Source organism: Pseudomonas sp. NFX1 (genome assembly GCF_051123555.1).
GTDB lineage: Bacteria > Pseudomonadota > Gammaproteobacteria > Pseudomonadales > Pseudomonadaceae > Aquipseudomonas > Aquipseudomonas capeferrum.
In genome coordinates, this window is the sequence record NZ_CP169366.1 from 2,103,158 (window position 1) to 2,126,765 (window position 23,608).

Below are 23,608 nucleotides of genomic sequence, written 5' to 3' on the forward strand. Positions count from 1 at the left end.
AAATTCCCCCCGCACCAAGCGCCCCCTAGGCTAGGATGTCTGGCTGACCCGACGGAGCACTGCTTGCCATGCACCTTCCCGCGCTCAAACCGAACCAGCTGCGCCCGCCCGCAGATCCCCCAAAGGGCCTAGTGCGCATACGGTTGCTCGACCAGCTGACCAGTGCGCTGGACGACGGCGCTGTCATCCTCCTGCAAGCGCCCTTGGGCTATGGCAAAAGCACATTGCTTGGCCAGTTCGCCCGCCGCCTGGCAGGCCCCTTCGCCTGGCTGCGCCTGACCCGTGCCGAGAACCAGCCCCTGGCCCTGCTGCTGCACCTGCACGCAGCACTGCAGTTGCCCGCGCAAGCGCGTGACACGCCCCACGGCGAACTGCTGTGGAGCCAGATCCTGGCCGACCTCGAAGCCCGCCAGGCACCCGTGACCTTACTGATCGACGACTTGCACCTGCTCAACGCCGCCCAGGCCTGGCACTACCTCGACACCCTGCTGCACGACCCGCCCGCGGCACTGCGCCTGATTGCCGCCAGCGAAGGCCCGCCGCCACTGCCGCTGGCCCACCTGCGCCGTAACGGTCGGCTGGTGCTGCTGGGCGCCCGTGAACTGGCCCTGGACAGCGAAGAAACCCGGCAATTGGCACTGGCCCGCGATGTCAGGCTGGGCAGCGATGCGCTGTACCAACTGCGCGCTGGCAGCGAGGGCTGGCCCAGTGGCGTGCTGTTCTGGTTCGAGGCCTACCGCGAGGCACTGCACAGTACCGGCCAGCCACCCGCCGACCTGCGCCCGATCACCCGCCAGGCCTATGCCCATGCCCGGCAGTTTCTTGAAGAAGAACGCCTGCGCCACTTGCCCACGGCGCTGCGCGGTTTTCTCGAACACACCGCCGTGGCCCAGGTGTTCGATGCAGGCCTCGCCCGCGAACTGGCCGCCGACACCGATGTCGCGGCCGCGCTGCGCCAGTTGCAGCGCCTGGACCTGATCATCGAAGTGCCGCACGCCAGCCACGCCGAATACCGCTACCACCCTGCCCTGCGCAACAGCCTCTACCAGCGCCTCGAACAACGCGACCCGCAGCGCCTGCGCCTGCTCCATCGCCAGGCGGCAAACTGGCTGCTGGTGCAGCGGCGCTACACCGAGGCGATCTACCAGTTCGGCCGGGCCAGAGACCTGGATGCCGTGCTCGGCATCGTCGACCGACATGGCTTCGAGCTGTTGCGCGAGGGCAAGGTCAACACCCTGGTCGATGTGCTCGACGAAGTGGCCGGCCATGCCGGCAACGACAGCTTCACCCTGGCGGTGACCGAAGCCTCCACGGTGATGGTCACCAATGATATCGCCCAGGCGTGCCAATGCCTTCGCCAGCTGTACGCCCTGCAGCGTCGCCAGGCAGTGCCGCGGCACCCCGAGCGGGTACAGCAGACGGTGATGTTCCTGCGCAGCCGCCTGGCCTACCTGGGCGGCAACCTGGCGCACGGCCTGGCCCTTGCGGCGCGGGCACTGCAGCAGTTCGGGCAACACAACGCGGCGCGTTCGGTGCTGTATTTCGACCGGGCCAACTGCCTGGCGGCCCTGGGTCAACTGCAACCGGCCCACGCCGAAGCCAGCCGTGCCCTGGTCGAGTTGCAGGGCTTCGGCCTGAGCGGCTACACCAACTTGCTGCAACTGCTGCTGGGCCAGATCGAGCTGGCCCAAGGTGCCAGCGAAGCGGCCTGGGCGCGCCTGCAGAACATGGCCGAACTGCCCGCCGCCGGCAGTTCGGGGCGTTTCTACGAACTGTTCCGGCACTTGGGTAAAGGGCTGGCGCTGCTTCAGGCCAACCAGCTGACTCAGGCGCGCCACGCCTTGGCCCAGGCCGAAGTGCTGGCCCTGGGTTTCCCGCACAGCGCCGCGCTGCCCTGGGTGTTCCACCACCAGGCCTGCCTGCACTGGGCGCTGGGCGAGACCAGCCAGGCCAAGGCGCGCTGGGCCGAAGTGCGGCGCCTGGCCCTGCAGTACCGCTTGTTCACCCTGTATCGCCAGGCCGGTGCCTGGCTGGCGCGCCTGGCGCTGCGCGACAACGACACGGACTACCTGCCCGGCTGGCTCGACCAGTGGCACTGGTGCAACCGCCAGTATGACCAGCAACTGCTGCCGGAGGAGTGGCTGGCCTATGCCTGGGTGCAGCGCCACCTGGGGCAGCGGGACAAGGCGCGGCAGATCCTGGCAACACTGCAGGCTCAGGCCCAGGCCCAGCTGAACCGCCGGCTGTTGCTCGACACCCTGTTGCTCGACGCGGCCCTGCACCAGGACCGCAGCGCCCACGACGACGCCCTGCACAGCCTGGAACAAGCATTGCAACTGGCGTGTCAGCACGGTTTCGGGCAACTGTTGCAGTACGAGGGCGACGCCTTCCTCGAAGCCTTGCGCCAACTGCTGCTGCCGCAGGTTCGCGAACGCCTGGCCCTGGCCGCCCCGGCACCGCCACGCGAACGCCTCAACAGCCTGTTCCGCCCGTTGCTGGCCGGCCGAGAGCACGCCGACAGCGCGTTGATCGTGCCATTGTCACGCCGTGAGCTGGAGGTGCTGCAACGCATGGCACGTGGGCAGAGCAACGGGCAGATCGCCGAAGCGATGTTCATCAGCCTGAGCACGGTCAAGACCCACATCAACAACCTGTTCCGCAAACTCGACGTGGTCGACCGCGACAGCGCCTTGTGTTCGGCACGCGAACTGCAACTGCTGAACTGACTCCACCCCGCGCAACACCGATTCCACCCCCCATTCCACCGGGGGGGTGGACGCGGCGCCCAGGCCTGCCTGCTACAACATGCCGAGTCCACCCAGCCAGGAGTCCGGCATGCCCAGCTACAAAGCCCCGTTGCGCGATATCACCTTCGTTGCCCAGGAACTGCTCGACCTGAGCAGCCACTATCAACAGCTGGCCGGCTGCGAAGCCCCCGACGCGGCCACCTTCGCCGCCATCGTCGAGGAAGGCGCCAAGTTCGCCGAACAGGTACTGGCGCCGCTCAACGCCGTCGGCGACCAGCACGGTTGCCAATGGCAGGATGGCAAGGTCAGCACCCCGCCGGGCTTCGCCGATGCCTTCCAGCGTTTCGCCGCCAATGGCTGGTTGGGCCTGGACAAGGACCCCATCTACGGCGGCCAGGGCCTGCCGCCCTCGCTGGGCTTCGTCAACCACGAAATGGTCTGCAGCGCCAACCACGCCTGGGGTATGTACGGCAACCTCACCGGTGGCGCCATCAGCACCCTCAGCGAGCATGCCGACGCGGCGCTGCGCCAGCGTTTGTTACCGCCGATGATTGCCGGCCGCTGGAGCGGCACCATGTGCCTGACCGAGGCCCACTGCGGCTCGGACCTCGGCCTGCTGCGCACCAGCGCCCGGCCCGAGGCCGACGGCAGCTACCGCATCAACGGCAGCAAGATCTTCATCTCGGCGGGTGAGCACGACCTGACGGAAAACATCGTGCACCTGGTGCTGGCACGCATCGAAGGCGCGCCAGCGGGGGTCAAAGGCATTTCGCTGTTCGCCGTGCCCAAGCGCCAGGTGGATGAAGCCGGTAACCTGGGCCAACCCAACGGCGTCAGCTGCGGCGCCATCGAGCACAAGATGGGCATCCACGGCAACGCCACCTGCGTGCTCAATTTCGATGGCGCCACCGGTTACCTGCTGGGCGAGGCCAATCGTGGCCTGAACGCCATGTTCACCTACATCAACGAGTCGCGGCTGGCCGTATCACAACAGGCCCAGGCCCACGCCGAAGCTTCGTTCCAGGGGGCCCTGGCGTATGCCCGCGACCGCCTGCAGATGCGCACCACGCCGCGCCTGCGGGCCGACCAGCCGGCCGACCCGATCATCGGCCACGCCGATGTACGGCGCATGTTGCTGACCCAGAAGGCCTACGCCGAAGGCGGTCGCATGCTCGCCTACACCTGTGCCAAAGGCGTCGACCTGCTGCACCACGGCGCCACCCCGGGTGTGCGCCAGGCGGCAGCACGCCGGTTGGCCCTGCTCACGCCGATTGCCAAGGGCTTCCTGACCGAGACCGGCAACGAGGCGGCGCAGCTGGGCATCCAGGTATTTGGCGGCCACGGTTTCATCCGCGAATGGGGCATGGAGCAGATCGCCCGCGATGTGCGCATCACCGCGATCTACGAAGGCACCAACACCATCCAGGGCATCGACCTGCTGACCCGCAAGGTACTGGCCGATGGCGGCGAGGCCTTGTCAGAACTGCTGGCTGAAATCGAAACCTTCATCCACACCACTTCGGCGTCGGCCGACCTCGCCCAGGCTTTGCACGACCGTGTGATCGCCTGGCGCGAGGTTAGCGAGTGGCTGAGCGACGCCAGCGCCACGGATGCCAACCTGGTTGGTGCCAGCGCGTACGACTACCTGATGCTCTGCGGCTACACCTTGATTGGCTACTTGTGGTTGCGTGCCGCCTGCGTCGCCGAACAGGCACTGGCGGCCGGCAGCGAGGACATCGCGTTCTACCAGGGCAAACGCGAGACCGCGCGCTTCTACCTGCAGCGCCTGCTGCCCAGGGCAAGCCTGCACGAAACGCTGATCCGCACCGGCAGTGACAACCTGATGCGCATCAGCGACAGCGCCTTTGCCCGCTGACCCTGCACGGCAGCGGTTTTTTCGGTGGTGGCCGAGGCTCCGGGCCGCCACCTGTTTTTCCAGGACACTCACAAGAAGGTTCCCATGCAGCTGATCGACTACCGTCGCGACAACCAACTGGCCCTGATCGGCCTGTGCAACGCCCCGGTCAATGCCCTCGGCCACGGCCTGCGCCAGGCGCTGATGCAGGCTTGCACACGGGCCGCCGCCGACCCTGAAGTGAAGGCCATCATCCTGCATGGGCACCACCTGCCGTTCAGTGCCGGCGCCGACATCAGCGAATTCGGCAGCCCACGCACCTGGCAGGAACCCGCCCTGCCGCAACTGCTCGATGATCTGGCCCGCTTCAGCAAACCGCTGATCGCCGCGCTCGACGGAGTGGCCCTGGGTGGCGGCCTGGAACTGGCCCTGGCCTGCAGCCACCGGGTCGCCAGCGCCACTGCCCGCCTGGGCTTGCCGGAGGTGCGCCTGGGCCTGCTGCCCGGTGCCGGGGGTACCCAGCGCCTGCCACGGCTGATCGGCGTGGCACCCGCCCTGGCACTGATGCTCGGCGGCGAGCCGATCGATGCCCGCCAGGGCCTGACGTTGGGCCTGGTGGACCACCTGGTAGAGCCCGGCCAAGACCTGCTCGAACAGGCCTGCGCCTTTGCCCGCAGGCAGCTCGCGCGCCCCGCCCCTGCGCTCACGCCTGCGCCGCTGTCACAGGGCCTGGCCGATGACTTCTTCGACACGCACGCGGCGCAACTGGCTGCACGCAAACCCGGCCAACGGGCACCGCTGCGGGTGCTGGCAGCGCTGCGCGCCGCCTGCGAGCTGCCCTTGGCCGAGGGCCTGGCACGCGAGCAAGCACTGTTCCGCGAAGCCCTGCAAGACCCCCAGGCCACGGCACTGCGTCACCAGTTCTTCGCCGAACACGAGGCTTTGCGGGTGCCGGGTATCGACGCTGCCACCGCGCTGCGCAGCATCGCTCAGGTCGCCGTGATCGGCGCCGGCACCATGGGCGCCGGCATCGCCATGAACTTCATCAACGCGGGCCTGCCGGTGCGCCTGCTGGAGCTCAAGCCCGAGGCGCTGGACCGTGGCCTGGCGCAGATCCGCAAACACTACGAAAGCAGCATCACCCGCGGCAAGCTCACCCCCGCGCAACTCGAACAGCGCATGAGCCTGTTGCAAGGCACCCTCGACTATGCCGACCTGGCTGACGCTGACCTGGTGATCGAGGCAGTATTCGAGGACCTGTCGATCAAGCAGTCGGTGTTTCGCACCCTCGACCGGGTGTGCAAGCCCGGCGCGATCCTGGCCAGCAACACCTCGACCCTGGATGTCGACCGCATCGCCGCCAGCACCCGCCGCCCGCAAGACGTGGTCGGCCTGCACTTCTTCAGCCCGGCCCATGTGATGCGCCTGCTCGAAGTGGTACGTGGCCGGGCCACGGCGCCCGACGTACTGGCCACCACGCTGAAAATCGCCAAGCGCATCGGCAAGCTGCCGGTGGTGTCTGGCGTGTGCTTCGGCTTCATCGGCAACCGCATGCTCGAACCCTACGCCCGCGAAGCCCATCGCCTGGTGCTCGAAGGCGCCTCGCCGGCCCAGGTGGACAAGGTGCTCACCGACCTGGGCCTGGCCATGGGGGTATTCGCCATGTACGACCTGGCCGGCATCGACGTGGGCTACCTGGTGCGGCAGGCGCGGCGCAACGAACTGGCCCACGACCCGAGCTACTTCCGCCTGGCCGACGAACTCTACAGCCTGGGCCGCCACGGCCAGAAGAGCGGGCGCGGGTTCTACCGCTACGAAGGCCGCGAGCGCATCGAAGACCCCGAGGTGGTGCAGATCGCAGCGCGACTGGCTGGCAAGCTGGGCATCAACCGGCGCAGCATCAGTGACGCAGAAATCCACGACCGCTGCCTGTTCATGCTGATCAACGAAGGCCTGCAACTGCTCGACGAAGGCATCGCCTTGCGCAGTGGCGACATCGACCTGGTCTGGACCAACGGCTACGGCTTCCCTGCCTGGCGTGGCGGCCCGCTGCACTATGCCCGCGACCTGGGCCTGGACAACGTGCTGGCAGGCATCGAGCAACTGCGCGAGCGCCTCGGCGCCTATGGCCAACTGTGGTTTCAGCCAGCGCCCTTGCTACGGCGCCTGGCCGGCAGCGGCAAGCTGCGCGTGCAAGGCCACTGAGCTGCAAAAACCCTCGCCAACAAGGAAACCCTGATGAAAGAAGCCGTCATTCTCTCGACCGCCCGCACCCCGATTGGCAAGGCCTTTCGCGGTGCCCTCAACAACTTGCGCTCACCCAGCCTGGCCGCCCATGCCATCAAGGCTGCCGTTGCCCGCGCCGGCATCGCCGCCGACGAAGTGGAAGACCTGGTGATGGGCACCGCGATGCCCTCTGGCACCGCCGGCTGGAACCTGGGCCGCATGAGCGCGCTGGCGGCCGGCCTGCCGGTTTCGGTGAGTGGCCAGACCCTGGACCGGCAATGCGCCTCCGGGCTGATGGCGATTGCCACCGCCGCCAAGCAGATCATTGTCGATGGCATGCACGTTACCGTCGGCGCCGGCCAGGAGAACATCAGCGCGGTGCAGGTGCGCAACCTCGAATGGGCCTTGGCCGAGCAAGACAACGCGGTCATCCAACAGGTACCGCACGCCTACATGCCGATGCTGCACACCGCCGAGCATGTTGCCCAACGCTACGGCATCAGCCGTGCTGCGCAGGATGCCTACGCCCTGCAATCGCAGCTGCGCACTGCCGCCGCCCAGCAAGCCGGGCTGTTCGAGGCCGAGATCGTGCCAGTGACCGCCCAGCAGTTGATCAAGGACAGGCACACCGGCGAAGTCAGCTACCGCCAGGTGACCCTGACGCAAGATGAAGGCAACCGCCCGCAGACTCGCCTTGACGACCTGGCAGGCTTGCAGCCGGTGGTCGAGGGCGGCTGCATCACCGCTGGCAATGCCAGCCAGCTGTCCGACGGGGCCAGCGCCTGCGTGCTGATGGATGCGCGCCTGGCCGAACAGCGCAACCTCAGGCCGCTGGGCCTGTATCGGGGCATCGCCGTGGCCGGCCTGGCGCCGGAAGAGATGGGCATCGGCCCGGTGTACGCGGTGCCGCGCCTGCTCAAGCAACACGGGCTCAAGGTCGCCGACATCGGCCTGTGGGAGCTGAACGAAGCCTTTGCCTGCCAGGTGCTGTACTGCCGCGACAAACTGGGCATCGACCCGGCGCGCCTGAACGTCAACGGTGGGGCCATCGCCATCGGTCACCCCTATGGCATGAGCGGCGCGCGGATGGTCGGGCATGCCCTGCTCGAAGGCAAACGGCGCGGGGTGCGCTATGTGGTGGTGACCCTGTGCGTAGGCGGCGGCATGGGTGCGGCCGGCCTGTTCGAAGTGCTGTGAAGAAACCCCAGCCCTCCACAAGTCCCAGCTGAATCATCGAACAAGGAGAGACCATGCTAGCTACCCCCTTTTCCCTGGCCGGCAAGACCGTGCTGGTGACCGGTGCCTCCAGCGGCCTGGGTGCCCACTTCGCGCGTCTGGCCCAGGCCGCAGGCGCCCGCGTGGTGCTGGCGGCGCGCCGGGCCGAGCGCTTGCAGGCGCGGGTCGAGCAACTTCAAGCCCAAGGCGGCGAAGCGCTGGCCGTAGTGCTCGATGTCACCCGGCGCGACAGTGTCGAACAGGCGTTCGACCAGGCCGAGGCCCGTTTTGGCGTGGTCGATGTGGTCATCAACAACGCCGGCATCGGCGACCCTGGGCGCTTCCTCGAACTGAGCGGGGAGGACTGGCAACACATGCTCTCGACCAACCTCGACGGCGTGTTTCATGTGGCGCAATGCGCCAGCCAGCGCCTGGTGAAGGCCGGCCGCGCCGGGAGCATCATCAACATCGCCTCGATCCTGGGCCTGCGTGTTGGCACCGGCCTGAGCCACTACTGCACGGCCAAGGCCGGTGTGGTGCAGTTGACCAAGGCCATGGCGCTGGAGCTGGCCCGCCACCGGATCCGGGTCAATGCCATCGCCCCGGGTTACTTCAAGACCGAAATGAACGAGGCCTACTTCGACAGTGAGGCCGGCCAGGGCTACATCAAGGATCACGTGCCGATGCGGCGTCTGGGCCAATTGAGCGAGCTGGACGGGCCTGTGCTGTTACTGGCCAGTGACGCCGGTGGCTTCATGACCGGCAGTGTCCTGGCCGTGGATGGCGGGCACCTGGTCAACCCGTTATAGCAAGGAGCCTGCATGCCCGTTGCCGCCTACCTGCCACGCGTGGTCGCGCTGGTCACCCACTTGCGCCAACCACCGGCCCCCAGCCGCATGGCGCGCCTGATCGAACAGGTCAGCGCCGACTACCGCCAGCAGGCCCATATCGAGGTGATCGAAACCACCCTGGCCGAACTGCTGCCGCTGGCGCGCGACCTGGACCGCCACCAGCGGGCAGACATCATTTTGTGTTCCGGTGCCGTCGCCGAGTACTTGCGCCAGCACCTGACGACCAAGGTGCTGGCCCTGCACCCAGGCCAATGCGACCTGGCCCGCGCCCTCACCCTGGCCCGCAGCCGTGCCAAGCGGGTCGGCGTGCTCAACTTTGGCCAGCACCCCGGCCCAGCGACCCTGCCGCCACTGTTCGACCTGCGGGTTCAGCAACATACCTATACCAGCCTGGAACAAGCCCGGGCGCAGGTCGAGCGCCTGGTGCAGGACGGCGTCGAAGTCATCATCGGTTCGCCTACGGTCTGCCAGCTGGCTGATGCGGCCGGCGCCGAAGGCGTGCTCGCCCTGGACAGCGACAGCCTGCGCCAGGCCTTCGACCGCCTGCGCGCGCGGTCCCGGCGCGCGCGCAAGCCGCCCACCCCACAGCCGTTCACCACCCGCTATCGTTTCGATCAGTTGCTCGGCGATGCCCCGGCGTTTCGCGCGACCGTGCAACTGGCGCAGCGCTACGCCACCAGCAACGCCACGGTGCTGATCACCGGTGAAAGCGGCACCGGCAAGGAATGGCTGGCACAGAGCCTGCACCACGCCAGCGCACGCCAGCCGGGGCCGTTCGTGGCCATCAACTGCGCGGCCTTGCCTGAGTCGTTGCTCGAAAGCGAGCTGTTTGGCCATGAAGATGGCGCGTTCACCGGGTCGCGCAAGGGCGGCAAGCCTGGCCTGATCGAGCTGGCCCACGGTGGCACGCTGTTCCTCGACGAAGTCGGCGACATGCCCGTGGCCCTGCAAACCCGCCTGCTGCGCGTGCTGCAGGAGCGTGAGGTGCTGCGCCTGGGCGCCTGCGAGCCGACACCGGTGGATATCCGCGTGATTGCCGCCACCCATTGCGACTTGTCTGCGCGCATCGCCAGCGGGCAGTTTCGCGCCGACCTGTTCTACCGGCTGAACATCCTGCGCCTGGTGGTGCCGCCCCTGCGTGAGCGCGCTCAAGACATCCTGCCGCTGTTCGAAGCGCTGCTCGCCCGGCACGGCACGACACGGCTTGGCGCACCGCAGTTGCAGCCGCTGCTGCCCTTGCTGCTGCGCCACAGCTGGCCGGGCAACATCCGTGAGCTGGACAACATTGCCGAGCGCGCCGCCCTGTGTGCCCCCGCCCTGGAGGGCGCCGATGGCATCGCCCTGGCCAACCTGTTCCCGGAGTTTTTCCAACATCCGCAGGCCCCCACCCAGCCACTGGCCCTCAACGACAACCTGCGCAGCCTGGGCAAGGCCGCCGAGGCGGCGCATGCCCGGCGTACGCTGGCCAGCTACGACGGCAACATGGAACAAGCCGCACGTAGCCTGGGCGTCAGCCGCAGCACCCTGTGGCGGCGGCTGCGGGCGCAGCCCTGAGCGGCGGGCGCAGCCATGCTCAGCTTACGGATGACTTATCGGGTAACGCCCGATACCCTTGGCTTCTGCAGGCCTGAGGGTTTCAGGCCCACTCACTTCCCCCGCAGACGAACATGCCATGAAAACTGCCGCAGGTTTGCTGCTGTCGGCCATCGAGCTGGACCGCGCCAGCACCCTTCCCCTGTACCGCCAACTGTACCTGCAGATTCGCAAGCAGATACTCAACGGCAGGATCCAGGGAGGCGTGCGGCTGCCCTCGACCCGCACGTTGAGCCACGAGTTGGGGCTGTCGCGAATCACCATTCTCAACGCGTTCGATCAGTTGATTGCCGAAGGTTTTCTGGCCTCGCGTACCGGCGCCGGCACCTATGTCGGCAGCGAGTGGGAGAGCCGGGGCGGCCAGGCCGAGCAACAGCAGCCGCCACCGCGCCTGTCCGACTTGAGCCAGTCGATGCTGTCGCTGCGCAGCGACCATTTTCGCGGCATTTCGTACGCCGATTGGGACCCCGCCACACCGACGTCTTTCCTGCCCAGCCACAGCACCTATGAAGCGTTCCCCCAGGCGGTCTGGCGACGCCTGATGAACCAGCACCTGCTCAAACCTACCAAGGCGATGCTGGGGTACGGCGAGTTGCAAGGCTTGCACGCCCTGCGCAGCGCGATCGCCGAGTACGTGTTCGATGCCCGTGGCATTGACTGCGAGGCCGGTCAGGTGGTGATCGTGTCCGGCGCGCAGCAAGCGTTCAACCTGCTGGGCATGCTGTTGCTCAACCCTCAGGACAGCGTGTGGATGGAAGACCCGGGGCACATCGCCGCGCGCATTGCGTTGCAGGCGCAAGGGGCACGGGTGACGGCGTTGCGTGTCGACCCTGACGGGATCGATGTCGAACAAGGGCTGAGCGAGTGCCCTGAGGCGCGGCTAGTGTTTTGCACACCCTCGCGCCAGCACCCGCTGGGCGTCACCTTGAGCTATGCGCGGCGCCAGGCACTGATCGACTGGGCCGCGCAGCAACAGAGCTGGATCATCGAGGACGATTGCGACAGCGAGTTGCGCTACAGCGGCCGCCTGCTGCCCGCGCTGTACGCCCTGGACCAGATGGCCCGGGTGATCTATGTCGGCACCTTCAGCAAGGTGCTGTTTCCATCACTCAGGCTGGGCTACGTGATTCTGCCGCCGGCGCTGGTCGAGCCCTTCTGCACCCTGCGTGCAGTCATGGACCGCAGCCCGCCGACGCTGCTGCAAGCAACCACCGCAGACTTCATGGCCCAAGGTCACTTCATTGGCCACATCCGCCGCATACGCGGCCTGTACAAGGCGCGCCAGCAGGCGTTGATCGAACAACTCGAACTGCAGGTTGGCGGCTTCTTCACCCTCACCCCGGCCGATGCCGGCATGCACCTGATCGCCTGGTTGCCCACCCACCTCAGCGACGCAGACATCGCCCGGCAACTGGCCGAGCATGGCATCCACACCTACCCCTTGAGCGACTACAGCATCGCCCATGCGCAACCGCCGGCGCTGCTGATCGGCTTTGCCGGCACGCCTGAAAACCAGGCCGCGACGCGGGTCGAGGCGCTGGCCCGGGCCCTGCGCGCACTGGGGTATCTGCCCGGCAACGCTTGAGGCCGGGCAAGTGGTCCTATCGATTGATGGATAATGGATCTATCGAACGTTCCTGACTGGCGCGATAAAGACTGGGCCGGCAAAACCCGGCGCCTGAACCAGGAACGACGCTAATGAACAATAAGATCCAGGAACGTTTCAACGCCTTGCTCAGCCACAACGTGGTCGAACACGCGGCAGCCCCCGTGCTGACGCCCGCCTTGGCCCAACGGTTGCTCGAACGCCTTGCACAGGTGCGCCTGTTTGCTCACGCCTATCCGCTGTTGACCAACCTCACCCACGGCCACGTCACCCCCGCCGACCTGCTGGACTTCGCCTATCGCCACGAACTGCAAGGCCTGAGCCTGCACGTGCTCGACGGCGAGCAGAACAGCCTGAGCCAGATGTCCCCCCGCCAGCTCCAGGCGTTTGCCGACAAGGCCCAGGCACTGGGGCTGGACGTGCACGTGGAAATCAGCAGCACGCTGAAACAGGATGTCGACCAGGTGATCGCCATCGCCAAGGCCCTGGGGGTACGCAACATCCGCGTCTACTCGCGTTATGAGGGCACGCTGTCGCGGGTCATGGACATCATCGAGAGCGACCTGCACTACCTGGCGCAACAGGCCGACGCCCACGACCTGTACTTTGACTTCGAGCAGCACGAAGAGCTCAAGAGCGACGAGATCGCCCAACTGCTCAAGCGCCTCGACCACCCACGCCTGCATGCCCTGTTCGACTTCGGCAACATGATCAATGCCTGCGAACAGCCGCTGCAAGCCCTGCGCAACCTGGCGCCGCACATCCGCCAAAGCCACCTCAAGGGGGTGCGCATCGTCGCCGAACAGAACGGCTTCGGCCATTACGGCGTGCTGCAGGGCAGCGCCGAGGACGACCTGCCCAGTGCACGCATGCTGTACGAATTGCTGATGCTGGGCGACACAGCCCCGCAGGTGATCGCCTTCATCCTCGAACAGGAAAACCACTACGTGGCCCCGGCCTTCCGCCAGCAGCAGGAAGCGGCCGACCCCTTCATCGCTTATCGGGAAATGAGCGAAACACCGCTGCCTGCCGGTTTCACCCTGGCGCGCATGCTGGCCGACGAACACCGTTGGGCCAACAACCAGGTGGCCTATGTGCGCGGCCTGCTGGGCGAATTTCGCACCCTGGCCGAGCTGACCTTGGCCAACGCTTGACCCTGGCGACCCGATTACCTGCGGAGAACAACAATGACATCCCAGAACAAAGCCAAATGGCTCCGATTCCTGATCCTCATCCTGGGCGGCGGCACCGTCTACAAGCTGGCGAACCTGAAGGACGCCTTCTACGTCCCCATGCAGGAATTCATGGGCCTGAGCCACACTGAAATCGGCCTGCTGCTCAGTGCCAATGCGGTCATCGCCACAGCCCTGTTCGTGGTTGGCGGCCTGCTCGCCGACCGCTTCGAGACGCGCAAGCTGATCCCCCTCGGGCTGATCGGCACCGGTTGCCTGGGCGTGTACCTGGCGACCTTCCCCCCGTTCAGCAGTTTGTTGATCGTGTTCAGCCTGCTGGCCGTGTGCGCCGATTGCCTGTTCTGGCCCTCGCTGCTCAAGGCTATCCGCAACCTGGGTAACGACCAGGAGCAAGGGCGCCTGTTCGGCCTGCTCGAAGGCGGGCGTGGCGTGGTGGATACGCTGGTCGCCTTTGCCGCACTGGGGGTGTTCGTTGCCATGGGCTCGGGCGAAAACGGCCTGAAGTCGGCGATCCTGTTCTACTCGGTGATCGACTTGCTGGCCGGCACCCTGACCTGGTTCCTGCTCAAAGGCGGCAACACGCCGTCGGTGGCCAAACCGAAAAACGGCCTGGCGAACCTGATGGAAGCGATCAAGGTACCGGGGATCTGGCTGGTCAGCCTGAACGTGTTCATGGTCTACATCGTCTACTGCGGCCTGACCTACTTCATCCCCTACCTCAAGGAAATGTACGGCTTGCCCGTGGCGTTGGTGGGTGCCTACGGCATCATCAACCAGTACTTCCTGAAGATCCTGGGCGGGCCTGCCGGCGGTTTCATTGCCGACAAACAGTTCAAAAGCACCAGCCGCTACTTGAAATGGGCATTTCTGGCGCTGTTGCCAGTGATGGCGGTGATCCTGCTGATCCCCAAAAGCCCGGGCTTCATCTATGCCGGCATGGCCGCCACCCTGTCCTTTGCGCTGATCGTGTTCTCCATGCGCGGCGTGTTCTGGGCGCCCATGGGTGAAGTCGGCATACCCCAGCACATCACCGGGTCTGCCTTCGGCATCGGTTGCCTGATCGGCTACGCACCCGGCATGTTTGCCTACGTCATCTACGGCGCGATCCTCGACCACTTCCCTGGCCAGCAGGGGTATACCGTCGTCTTCACCTTGATGAGCCTGCTGGCCCTTGCAGGGTTCATGGTGTCCAGCCTGCTCTATCGGGCAGTGCGCAAGCAATCCGTGGCCTCTGATGGGATGCGTGCGGCCCAGGCCTGACCCGCGCAGCGCATGGGCCAGTGGCAAGCCTGAGGGTTCGGTTTCCATGTCGGTCTGGCATCTGACGCCAGCGCGCGGTACAACTGAACCTTTTGGGAGCCCACCATGCTTGGTGTTTTTGAACGACGGCTAGACCCCTTCCCGCCCGACGAGGCGCCACCCCCACCGGTCGGCCTGCTGCGCTTCCTCTGGGCGTGTACGCGCGGTGCCCGTGGCTATGTGCTTGCGCTGGCCTTGCTCAGCGCGGCGGTGTCGATCTACGAAGCCTGGTTGTTTTCCTTCCTTGGCCAGGTCGTCGACCTGCTCTCGACCTGGCAGGCCGGCGGCGCTGCAGCCGGGCAGGAACGCCGCGTGCTGTGGGGTATCGGCATCGTGCTTATGACCAGTATCGGGCTGGTGGCACTGCGCACGATGGTGCAGCACCAGGTGTTGGCGATCAATTTGCCGCTGCGCCTGCGCTGGGACTTCCATCGCCTGATGCTGCGGCAAAGCCTGTCGTTCTTTTCCGACGAGTTCTCTGGCCGGGTCACCACCAAGGTGATGCAGACGGCGCTGGCGGTGCGCGAAGTGCTGTTCACCCTCATCGAGATCGCGCCCGGTATCGGTGTGTACTTCATCGCCATCATTGCCCTGGCGGGCGGCTTCGCCTTGAAGCTGATGCTGCCGTTTATTGCCTGGGTCGCGCTGTTCGGGCTGGCGATGGTGTACTTTGTGCCACGCCTGGGCAAAGTCGGCCAGGAACAGGCCCATGCGCGCTCATCGATGACCGGGCGAATTTCCGACGCCTACACCAATATCACCACCGTGAAGCTGTTTTCGCACTCCAAGCGCGAAGCGCACTTCGCGCGTGCGGCGATGGAGGACTTCAAGCAAACCGGCTTTCGCCAGATGCGCCTGGTGAGCCAGTTCGAGATCGTCAATCAGGCCCTGGTGGTCGGTTTGATCCTGGGCGCAGGCGGTTATGCCCTGTGGCTCTGGCACCAGGGCGAGGTAGGCACCGGCGCCGTGGCGGCGATTACCGCCATGGCCTTGCGTGTCAATGGCATGTCGCACTGGATCATGTGGCAGATGACCGCGCTGTTCGAGAACATCGGCACCGTGCAGGACGGCATGGCCACCTTGACCCGCGGCCCCAAGGTGCAGGATGCGCCGAACGCGAGCGTGCTGGAAACCCGCGGCGGCGCAGTGGCCTTCGACAAGGTCAGCTTCAACTACAACGGTGAACGGCAGGTGCTCGACGGCCTGAGCCTGAACATCCGCGCGGGCGAAAAAGTCGGCCTGGTGGGGCGCTCCGGCGCCGGCAAGTCGACGCTGATCAACCTGCTGCTGCGGTTCTATGACGTGGACAGCGGCGAGATTCGCATCGACGGGCAGAACATCGCCCAGGTCACCCAGGACAGCCTGCGCAGCGCCATCGGCATGGTCACGCAAGACACTTCCCTGCTGCACCGCTCGATCCGCGACAACATCGCCTACGGCCGCCCCGACGCAACCGACGCGCAAATCCGCACGGCTGCGGCCAATGCCCAGGCCGACGGCTTCATCGAACAATTGAGCGACCGGCAAGGCCATAGCGGCTACGACACGCTGGTGGGTGAACGCGGTATCAAGCTCTCCGGTGGCCAACGCCAGCGCATTGCCATTGCTCGGGTGATGCTCAAGAACGCGCCGATCCTGTTGCTCGACGAAGCCACCAGCGCGCTGGATTCGGAAGTCGAAGTCGCCATCCAGGAAAGCCTCAACGAGATGATGCAAGGCAAGACCGTCATCGCCATCGCCCATCGGCTGTCCACGATCGCGGCCATGGACCGGCTTATCGTCATGGATGAAGGGCGCATCATCGAGCAAGGCACCCACGCCGAACTGCTGGCCCGCAACGGCACCTACGCCAGGCTCTGGCAGCACCAGAGCGGCGGGTTCCTGGGTGAGGACCAGGGGGTGGCGGAGGCCATGGAGTAAGCCTGAGCGGTGGCAGCCGGTTGCGAAGGCTGCCCCTCACCACAAAGGCAGCGCTGTTTGCAGAGGTTCGGCATCGGTTATACTTGTTAATCATTTTTGTCCCTACCACCCCTGACACACGAGACCGCATGAAGACTTCCCCTGCAGTCCAATCGGGCGCCGACGGCAGCGAGGCCAGTGCGCCGGCAGACCTCAATGACCTGGTTGGCTACGCCTTGCGTCGCGTGCAGATGAAGGTGTTCCAGCACCTTGTCGATTGCCTGACACCGTACGAACTGCGGCCTGCACAGTTTTCCGCGTTGGCGATCATCGCGCAGAACCCCGGCCCCACGCAGGCCGAGCTGGCCAAGGCGCTGAACATCGAGCCGCCCCAGGTCGTGCCCCTGCTCAACAAACTGGAAGAAGCCGGGCTGGCCCTGCGGGTGCGCAGCAAGGCAGACAAGCGCTCGTATGGCCTGTACCTGAGCAAGGCGGGTGAGAAGCTGCTGAAAACGCTGTACGGCGTCGCCGAAGAAAGCGACCGCGCCGCCACTGCCAACCTGAATGATGACGAGCGCCAGCAGTTGCTCGCCCTGCTGCGCAAGGCTTATTAGGCTGCCGGAAGGGTTGCCCAGCCCTTTGAACTGCGCTGTCGCGCAGAGAACCTGTGGGAGCGGGCTTGAAGGGTGGTGTCAGCCCACGAACGGCAATGGCAGCTGCGCCGCGTGCAGCCGCTGCAGCCGATAGGCAAAACGCAACCACAGATGGTCAAAGAAATACGCCGCCGTCTGGCGTTTGCGCCGGTAGAACGGTTGATCCGCGTGCACCAGTGCCAGGCGCGCCGACCGGGCCCAGGCATGGCCCAGCAACAACATTGCCAATGCCTGGAGAAAATCACCCGCAGCGCGGTAGGCGTACTCCTGGTCATCGTGCTCGACAAGCCCACCCACCCACGCCTGCAAGCCGTCACTGGCAACGCGCAGCTGCTGCGCCCAGCGCATGCCTTCAGCATCGCTGGCCAGGCCTGCTTCTTCCAGCACGTGGGCCAACAGTGCTTGCAGGGCCTCGCCAGCATCGCCCAAGACCTTGCGCAGCAACAGGTCGTTGGCCTGGATCTCGTTGGTGCCCTCGTAGATCATCGCCACGCGGCTGTCGCGCACGGTTTGCTCGATGCCCGACTCGGTGACATAACCGTAACCGCCGAACACCTGCAGCGCGTCACTGGCCAGTTGAAACCCTTGCTCGGTGAAAAAGGCCTTAACCACCGGGGTGAGCAAGGCGATGCGCGCCTCCAGCGCTTGCCGGGCCATGCCTTGCGCCTGTTCGGCAAGGTCAATCAGGTGCGCGCTCCAATAACCGATGGCCCGCATGCCTTCGGTCATCGCCCGAGACTGCCAGAGCACCTGGCGCACCGCCGGGTGAAAAGCCACAGGGTCCGCCGCAGCGGCCAATGCACCTTCGGGGCGTAGCACCGCGCGCATCTGCACGCGCGCCTGCGCATACGCCAAGGCGTGCTGGCCAGCGCTTTCGGCATGGGCCAAGCCCTGCAGGCCCACGTAGGTACGGGCACTGTTCATCATCACGAACAACGCAGCCAAGCCACCCTGCGGCTCGCCGACAAGCCAGCCTTCGGCCTGATCGAAGCTCAGGCTGCAGGTGGCGCTGGCGTGAATACCCATCTTGTGTTCGATGCCGGTGCAATGAACGCCATTGAGCCGGCCTTGCTCAGTCAGCTTGGGTACCAGAAACAGCGAAATCCCACGGCTGCCTGCGGGCGCATCGGGCAACCGCGCCAGCACCAGGTGCAGGATATTGTCGGTCAGGTCGTGCTCGCCGCCGGAAATGAATACTTTGTTGCCGGTCAGCCGATAAGCCCCGGCCTCATCTACCCGCGCCTGTGTGCGCAGCAGCCCCACATCGCTACCGGCCTGGGGTTCGGTCAGACACATGGTGGGCAGGCACTCACCGCTGACGATCTTGCCAAGCCAGGCCTGGCGAAGCTCGGCAGAGCCAAACTGACGCAGGCATTCGTAGGCGCCATGGGCAATGCCGCTGTACATGGCCCAGCCATGGTTGCAGGCGTAGATCACTTCGTGCAGCGCAGCGCCGAGCAGCAGCGGCAGCCCTTGCCCGCCGTGCGCTTGCGCGCAGGCCAAGCCTGGCCAGCCGCCGTCCACATAGCGCTGGTAGGCCTGGCGAAACCCGGTTGGCGTGCTCACATGGCCGTCCTGGAACCGGCAGCCTTCGCGATCACCGGGCTTGTTCAGCGGCACTAGTTGCTGTTCTGCAAAGCGCGCGCCCTCCTCCAGCAACTGTTGCGCCAAGGCACTGTCGACGCCAGCGAAGCGCTCGCATTCGGCCCACGCCGCCGGTGCCTGCAGCCATTGATCGATCACAAAACGGATGTCTTGCAGCGGAGCGCGATAGGTGTGCACGTGAAACTCCTTGTCAAACCATGGCCAGCGGGTTTTCCAGCAGCAAGGCCATGCCCTGGCCGCCACCGACGCAGGCCGAGACCACACCAAAACGCTGGCCACTGGCGCGCAGTTGCCGGGCCACACTGATGACCAGGCGCAGGCCGGTAGCGGCCAGCGGATGGCCCAAGGCAATAGCGCCGCCGCAGGCATTCAACCGCTCGGGGGCAATGCCCAGCGCTTGCTGCACCGCTACGATCTGCGCCCCCTGGGCTTCATTGATTTCAAAGCAGGCAATGTCGTCCAGCGCCAGCCCGGCCCGCGCCAGCAGCAAGCGGATGGCCGGTACCGGGCCCAGCCCCATCACCTCGGGCGCCACGCCCACCACGCTGCTGGCCCGCAACCAGGCCAAAGGCGTACGCCCGGCCAGCGCGTCGGCCGAACACATCAGCACCGCCGCCGCCCCATCCACCACCGCACAGCTGTTGCCCGCAGTCTGTACCCCCTGCGGGTAAAGCGCGGGCAGTTGCTGCAAACGTTCGAAAGCGGTCGCGCGTGGATGGCTGTCTTCAGTGACGGCTTCAACGCCACGCGGCAGGCGAATACCGCGCGCCAGCAAGCCGGGCGCTTCGAACACTTCGCTGCAGACGCTGACGCATTCGTCGCTGAACCACCCGCGCGCCCGCGCCTCCATGGCCCGCGCAAAGCTCATGGCAGCCCAGGCGTCTACGGCCTCGCGGGGGATGCGGTATTGCCGGGCGATATTCTCGGCGGTCTGGATCATGCTGATGCCCACCGCAGGGTCGAACAATGCCTCCCACAGAAAGTCCTTGAAGCCGACCTCGCCGCCCAGCTTGAACCCGCCACGGTGGGTGTAGGCGACAATCGGGTTACGCGACATCGACTCGGCGGCCACGCACAGCACGGTGCCCGCCTCCCCCGCCTGAATCTGCTCACCGGCCTGGCGCAGCAGCTCGAAACCGGTGGCGCAGATCCGTTGCACCATCAGCGCCGGCACTGCCTGGTCGACACCGCAATAAAGCCCGATATGCCTGGGCAGCATGTAGGCATCGAAGTCTGCCTGGGCCATGGAGCCGGCCAGTACGCTGTCGACTTCGCCGGCATCGAGCCTGGCACGCTGCAACACCGCGCGGCCGGCCTTGATGCCCAGGTCGGTCGGCGAGACCAGGCCGAATGCGCCATTGATATCGACCCACGGCGTACGGATGCCCTCTAGCAACGCGGTCGCCGCAAACGTGCGGAACTGCCCCCGGGCCGTCATGGTGCGTCTACACGCAACGGCCCAGGCCCTGCATACAAGCTGTCGATCAGACCGTGCCGCAATTGCAGGACCACGCGCTGGTTGAGCGAGCCCTTGTCGGTGATCTCACCACGGTCGATGGACGGTGCTTCGGCGGCCAGGCCGGCGAAGCGGATGTAGCTGGCGTTGCCTGTCGCGCCCCGGTTGAGCGTGGCCAGCAGGCTGGCCAGCCAGTCACGCACGGCGGGCGATGCCAGCACCTGGGCGTCACTGGCCTGGGTGCCAAGCCCGGACAGCTGCCGGCATTCCGGCAAGCGCGGGAAGATCAGCAAACCCAGGCATTCGCGGTCCGGGCCCAACACCACCACATCCAGCACATAGGGCGCACCCTGCAAGATCACCTGGGTGCGCATCGGCCCAACGCTGACGAACACCCCGGAGGACAACTTGAAGTCCTCGGCAATGCGCCCGTCGAACATCAAACCCAGCTGCGGGTTGCCGGGGTCGCACAGGCGCACCGCATCACCGCTGCGGTAGAACCCCTCTTCGTCGAACGCCTCCTGGGTCTGCTGCGATGAGCGCCAGTACCCCGGCATCACATGGGGCCCGCGAAACCTCGCCTCAAGCTTGCCGTCCACCGGCACCAGCTTGACCTCGCACCCCGGGGCCGGCAGGCCGATGTAGCCGGCCACCGACAGCGGCCCGGTGGTGAAGGTGCACGACGGCGAAGTCTCGGTCATGCCCAGGCCCGCCATCATGCGGATGCGTTCGCCGCAGTGGGCCACGGCCACGGCGTCAAGGCGGTCCCAGATGGCCTGGGACAACCCGGCACCGGCGAAAAAGAACAGCTTCATGCGCTGGAAGAACCGCTCGCACAGGGCGCTGTCCTGCTCCAGTGCCTTGACCAGTTCCTCCCAGCCTTTGGGCACGGTCAGGTACGCCGTGGGGGAAATGTCCTTGAGGTTGTGCAGCGTCTGGGCAAAGCCCTGCGGCGTCGGCTTGCCATCGTCGATGTACAGCGTGCCGCCGTTGTACAACACGATACCGACGTTGTGGCTGCCGCCAAAGGTGTGGTTCCACGGCAGCCAGTCGACCAGCACCGGCGGCACTTCGGCGAACTCCGGGAAGGTCTGCAACAGCATCTGCTGGTTGGCACACAGCATCCCCTGGGTGGTGACCACCGCCTTGGGCAGCTTGGTGGAGCCGGAGGTGAACAGGAACTTGGCCAGGCTGTCCGGGCGCAAGGCGGCAAAAGCCTGGTCGGCACAGGGTTGGGCGACGGTGGCCAGTACCTCGGCGAATGGCGTGCTCGCCCACCCCGCCAGCTCGCCCTGGCCCAGCACCAGGGTAATCGAGGGCTCGAACACCGCATCGATGGCCCTGCCGTAGGCGGCATCAGCCGCGAATACCAGGCCCGGTTGCAGTGTCTGGACGATATGGCGCAGCTTGCCAAAATCCTGGGACAACAGTGAGTACGCTGGCGATACCGGGCAATAGGGAATGCCGGCATACAGCGCGGCCGTGGCCAGTTGCACGTGCTCAAGGTCGTTGCCCGAGAGGATCAGCAGCGGGCGTTCGGCGCTCAGGCCTTGGCCCAGCAACCACGTGGCGATACGTCGAACACGCTGCAACATGGCGGCGTAAGTGATGTGCTGCCACTGCCCGTCGGCAGCGCGGCGCGCGACAAACGTCTGCTCGCTGCGCTGCTGCGCCCAATGCAGCAAGCGCTCCATCAGCCGTGCCGGGTAGGCGTCGAGCGTTTCCACGGGGTCCAGGTACAGCACGTCGCCCTGTTGGCGCACCTGTACCTGGGGCTGCCCGATCTTGACGGCGCGCAACGGCGCACGCTGGGCAACGGAGAGGGTTTCGCAGTCCATGAAGGCTACCTCTGCGTGAGTGCGCCAAGGGCCGAGGGGCCGCCAGGCGCATTCGCTATTGTTGTTGTGAGGTTGTGGGTCAAATCGGGTAGTGCCGCGCGCCATGCTGCACGGTAACCCAGCGCAACTGGGTGAAGGCATCGATGGCCGCCGTGCTGCCGAAGCTGCCGTAACCGCTGGCCTTGACCCCGCCAAACGGCATCTGCGCTTCGTCATGCACCGTCGGGCCGTTGATATGGCAGATGCCCGACTCCAGGCGCTGGGCAAGGGCCAGGGCACGTTGGGTATCACGGCTGAAGATCGCCGCGCTGAGGCCGAACTCGGAGTCGTTGGCCAGGGCCAGCAGCGCTTCGTCGCCGCTGGCGCGCAGCACCACTGCCACCGGCCCGAACGACTCTTCGCGGTACAGCTTCATGCCCGCATTGACGTGGTCAAGCAGTACCGGCTGCATGACGCTGCCCGTACGTTCGCCGCCTGCCACCAGGGTCGCACCCTTGCCGACGGCGTCATCGACCAGCGCCTGTATGCGCTCACCGGCCCCGGCATCGATCAAAGAGCCCAGCGGCGCGTCGGGTTGCGAGGGGTCTGCCGCACGCAAGCGGCGCACCTTCTCACCCAGCTTGGCCACGAACTCATCGGCCACCGCCTGGTCGACGATCAGCCGCTCGGTCGACATGCAAATCTGGCCCTGGTTGAAGTAGGCACCAAAGGCCGCCGCATCGACCGCAGCCTCCAGGTCGGCATCGGCCAGGACCAGGAACGGTGCCTTGCCACCCAGTTCGAGCACTGCAGGCTTGAGGTGACGCGCCGCCAGTTGCCCAACGATGCGCCCGACATGGGTAGACCCGGTGAAATTCACCCGCCGCACCGCCGGATGGGCGATTAGACGCTCAACCACTGCCGGTGCATCGTGCGGGGCATTGCAGATGACGTTGACCACACCGTCGCCCAAACCGGCCGCCTGCAATACCTGACCGATCAGGCCATGCACCGCCGGGCTGGCTTCGGAGGCCTTGAGCACCACGGTATTACCGCACGCCAAGGGCATGGCAATGGCGCGTGTGGCCAGAATCACCGGGGCATTCCAGGGTGCGATGCCCAGCACCACCCCACAGGGTTGGCGCAGGGCCATGGCAAAGCTGCCGGGCACGTCGGAGGGGATGACACTGCCCTGGATCTGCGTGGTCATCGACGCCGCTTCACGCAGAATATTGGCCGCCAGCATCACATTGAAACCGTACCAGTTGGCCTTGGCCCCGGTTTCCCCGGCCATGGCCAGGAACTCGTCGCGCCGGGCATCCAGCGCATCGGCTGCCTTGAGCAAGCGCGCACGGCGCTCGCCCGGCCCCAGCGCGGCCCAGGCGGGGAACGCCGCCTGCGCCGCTTCGACCGCCGCGTCGGCGTCGGCCAGGGTGGCGGCGGCCACCACCGACACCACCTCGCCGCTGACCGGATGGCGACGTTCGAACGTGCCGCCGTCGCTGGCCGCACGGGCCTTACCGCCAATTAACAAGGGCACCTCGAACATCGGGCATTCCTCTTTTCTGGTTGTTCGGGAATGAAAACCGCGGC

Annotated in this window: 15 protein-coding genes; 11 read left to right on the plus strand and 4 right to left on the minus strand. The window is 66.1% G+C overall.

All coding sequences use genetic code 11. The annotated features are described in order from the left end of the window. Nucleotides 1–68: 68 nt before the first annotated feature. The 11 genes from DJ563_RS09185 (at nucleotide 69) to DJ563_RS09235 (ending at nucleotide 17,098) form a co-directional block, all read left to right on the plus strand. Entirely contained in the window at nucleotides 69–2,726 is a 2,658-nt protein-coding gene (locus DJ563_RS09185; RefSeq protein ID WP_434519335.1) for a LuxR C-terminal-related transcriptional regulator, read from the plus strand. A 109-nt stretch (nucleotides 2,727–2,835) separates the two neighbouring features. After that, the gene (locus tag DJ563_RS09190) at nucleotides 2,836–4,623 is read left to right on the plus strand and encodes an acyl-CoA dehydrogenase C-terminal domain-containing protein (protein ID WP_274097755.1); all 1,788 of its coding nucleotides are present in this window, start codon (nucleotides 2,836–2,838) and stop codon (nucleotides 4,621–4,623) included. A gap of 84 nt (nucleotides 4,624–4,707) precedes the next feature. Further along, on the plus strand, nucleotides 4,708–6,807 hold the full coding sequence (locus tag DJ563_RS09195; RefSeq protein ID WP_434519336.1) for a 3-hydroxyacyl-CoA dehydrogenase NAD-binding domain-containing protein: 2,100 nt from the start codon (nucleotides 4,708–4,710) through the stop codon (nucleotides 6,805–6,807). A gap of 33 nt (nucleotides 6,808–6,840) precedes the next feature. Then, complete coding sequence (locus DJ563_RS09200; protein WP_410927279.1) at nucleotides 6,841–8,025, plus strand: acetyl-CoA C-acyltransferase; 1,185 nt, start codon at nucleotides 6,841–6,843, stop codon at nucleotides 8,023–8,025. A 53-nt stretch (nucleotides 8,026–8,078) separates the two neighbouring features. Further along, on the plus strand, nucleotides 8,079–8,852 hold the full coding sequence (locus tag DJ563_RS09205) for an SDR family NAD(P)-dependent oxidoreductase (protein ID WP_274097752.1): 774 nt from the start codon (nucleotides 8,079–8,081) through the stop codon (nucleotides 8,850–8,852). Between the two features lie 12 nt (nucleotides 8,853–8,864). Further along, on the plus strand, nucleotides 8,865–10,448 hold the full coding sequence (locus DJ563_RS09210) for a sigma 54-interacting transcriptional regulator (protein WP_258713777.1): 1,584 nt from the start codon (nucleotides 8,865–8,867) through the stop codon (nucleotides 10,446–10,448). A gap of 118 nt (nucleotides 10,449–10,566) precedes the next feature. Further along, nucleotides 10,567–12,072 carry a PLP-dependent aminotransferase family protein gene (locus DJ563_RS09215; RefSeq protein WP_274097750.1) on the plus strand — a complete coding sequence of 502 codons (1,506 nt, stop codon included), beginning with the start codon at nucleotides 10,567–10,569 and terminating at the stop codon, nucleotides 12,070–12,072. Nucleotides 12,073–12,185: 113 nt separating this feature from the next. Beyond that, complete coding sequence (locus DJ563_RS09220; protein ID WP_434519337.1) at nucleotides 12,186–13,247, plus strand: sugar phosphate isomerase/epimerase family protein; 1,062 nt, start codon at nucleotides 12,186–12,188, stop codon at nucleotides 13,245–13,247. Between the two features lie 33 nt (nucleotides 13,248–13,280). Next, nucleotides 13,281–14,546, plus strand: a complete 1,266-nt coding sequence (locus DJ563_RS09225) for an MFS transporter (protein ID WP_434519338.1) — start codon at nucleotides 13,281–13,283, stop codon at nucleotides 14,544–14,546. 105 nt (nucleotides 14,547–14,651) lie between these two features. Beyond that, complete coding sequence (locus tag DJ563_RS09230) at nucleotides 14,652–16,505, plus strand: ABC transporter ATP-binding protein (protein WP_186660926.1); 1,854 nt, start codon at nucleotides 14,652–14,654, stop codon at nucleotides 16,503–16,505. A 128-nt stretch (nucleotides 16,506–16,633) separates the two neighbouring features. Further along, a complete protein-coding gene (locus tag DJ563_RS09235) occupies nucleotides 16,634–17,098 on the plus strand; it encodes a MarR family winged helix-turn-helix transcriptional regulator (protein WP_274097748.1) in 465 nt (154 codons plus the stop codon). Between the two features lie 78 nt (nucleotides 17,099–17,176). On the opposite strand, the gene DJ563_RS09240 is transcribed toward DJ563_RS09235, so the two are convergent. The 4 genes from DJ563_RS09240 to DJ563_RS09255 form a co-directional block, all read right to left on the minus strand. Next, nucleotides 17,177–18,919: an acyl-CoA dehydrogenase gene (locus tag DJ563_RS09240; protein ID WP_434519339.1), complete on the minus strand. Its 1,743-nt coding sequence runs from the start codon at nucleotides 18,917–18,919 to the stop codon at nucleotides 17,177–17,179. Nucleotides 18,920–18,932: 13 nt separating this feature from the next. Then, complete coding sequence (locus DJ563_RS09245; RefSeq protein ID WP_274097746.1) at nucleotides 18,933–20,180, minus strand: thiolase family protein; 1,248 nt, start codon at nucleotides 20,178–20,180, stop codon at nucleotides 18,933–18,935. Then, nucleotides 20,177–22,036, minus strand: a complete 1,860-nt coding sequence (locus DJ563_RS09250) for a feruloyl-CoA synthase (RefSeq protein WP_434519340.1) — start codon at nucleotides 22,034–22,036, stop codon at nucleotides 20,177–20,179. The genes DJ563_RS09245 and DJ563_RS09250 overlap by 4 nt, the downstream gene beginning before the upstream one ends. Nucleotides 22,037–22,115: 79 nt before the next feature. Then, nucleotides 22,116–23,564 carry an aldehyde dehydrogenase gene (locus DJ563_RS09255; protein ID WP_033698576.1) on the minus strand — a complete coding sequence of 483 codons (1,449 nt, stop codon included), beginning with the start codon at nucleotides 23,562–23,564 and terminating at the stop codon, nucleotides 22,116–22,118. Between the last annotated feature and the right edge of the window lie 44 nt (nucleotides 23,565–23,608).